This window comes from Roseovarius roseus, assembly GCF_043355935.2.
GTDB classification, from domain to species: Bacteria; Pseudomonadota; Alphaproteobacteria; order Rhodobacterales; family Rhodobacteraceae; genus Roseovarius; species Roseovarius roseus.
Genome location: NZ_JBHFPE020000048.1, coordinates 1 through 1,525 on the forward strand (window position 1 = coordinate 1; position 1,525 = coordinate 1,525).

Genomic DNA, 1,525 nt, shown 5'->3' on the forward strand with positions numbered 1-1,525 from the left:
TATTCCGTTGAAAAACTCTTCCTTGATCGAGACGTGAACTGCTGATTCAATTTCTGTAATTGAGGGGAGGATCGGCGATGATGGGACCGAGGCAGGAGGCGCAACGGGCGCTGTTCTACGAGTTCTCGCTCGAGGAACATGTTCCCCAGGATCACCTGCTTCGATCCATTGATCGGTTTGTCGATCTGAGCAGTATCCCTGCCCATCTGGCGGATTTCTATAGCCACACGGGCCGTCCCTCCGTCGATCCCGAGCTGCTGATCCGGATGCTTCTGGTCGGCTATTGCTTCGGCATCCGCTCAGAGCGGCGGCTCTGCGAAGAGGTGCATCTGAACCTAGCGTATCGCTGGTTCTGTCGCCTCGATCTTTCCGACAGGGTGCCGGATCACTCGACCTTCTCCAAGAACCGCCACGGCCGGTTTCGTGACAGCGAGTTGCTGCGGCATCTGTTCGAGTCGACCGTCGCACGGTGCATCGCCGAAGGCCTTGTCAGCGGCCAGCGCATGGCGATCGATGCCAGCCTGATCGAGGCGGATGCCAACAAGCAGAACTCGACGCCAAAGGAGGATTGGGACATCTCGCAGATTGATCCAGCCGACGCGACCCGCGCAGTGCGCGAATATCTCGACACGCTGGACGAGGCCGCATTCGGCGCCGCCAGCGAGGTTCGGCCTAAGTTCACCTCGCATTCCGACCCAGCCAGCCAGTGGACCGCAGCACGCAAGGGGCCTGCTTTCTTCAGCTATTCCGACAATTACCTGATCGACACCGATCACGGAGTGATCGTCGACGTCGAAGCGACCCGATCAATCCGACAGGCAGAGGTCGGCTCGACCAAGACCATGCTGGATCGTGTGAAGGTCCGGTTCGACCTGCATCCCGAGCGGCTGATCGCCGACACCGCCTACGGCACAGGGCCGATGCTGGGTTGGCTGGTCGACCGCAAGATCGCACCATACATCCCGGTTTTGGACAAGTCCGGGCGCACCGACGGCACCTGGAGCCGCGCCGACTTCGAGTGGGACGCCGAGAACGACCAATACATCTGCCCTGAGGGCCAGCCACTGAAGCAGTTCCGCCGGAACTATTCCGACCCGAACAGAGGACCGACCGGCAAGGGTATAGCCAAATACCGCGGCCTGAAGCTCACCTGCCAGGCCTGCCCCTCAAAGCCGCGCTGCTGCCCCAACATGGACTTCCGGTCCATCACCCGCGAGGAACATGAGGATGCCCGCCAGGTCGCCCGCGACATCGCGAAGACCCGCCAATACGACATCTCGATGAAGCTCCGGAAGAAGGTCGAGATGCTCTTCGCCCACCTCAAGCGCATCCTTGGCCTGGGGCGGCTCCGATTACGTGGTCCATGCGGCGCAAATGACGAATTCCTCCTCGCCGCAACCGCCCAGAACCTTCGCAAACTGGCGAAGATCTTTCCTGCACCGCAGCAAACGCAAAAAGCCTAATGAGAAAGGCGCTCGCGCTCCATTCAAGCCGCCACTTTCTGCGCCAGAAACACGCTGTTTTT

At 60.4% G+C, this 1,525-nt stretch carries 1 protein-coding gene; it reads left to right on the forward strand.

The window, feature by feature from the left end; translation table 11 throughout:
- The first annotated feature begins 77 nt into the window (after window positions 1-77).
- On the forward strand, window positions 78-1,463 hold the full coding sequence (locus ACEWPL_RS19365; RefSeq protein ID WP_393932154.1) for a transposase: 1,386 nt from the start codon (window positions 78-80) through the stop codon (window positions 1,461-1,463).
- Window positions 1,464-1,525: the final 62 nt, after the last annotated feature.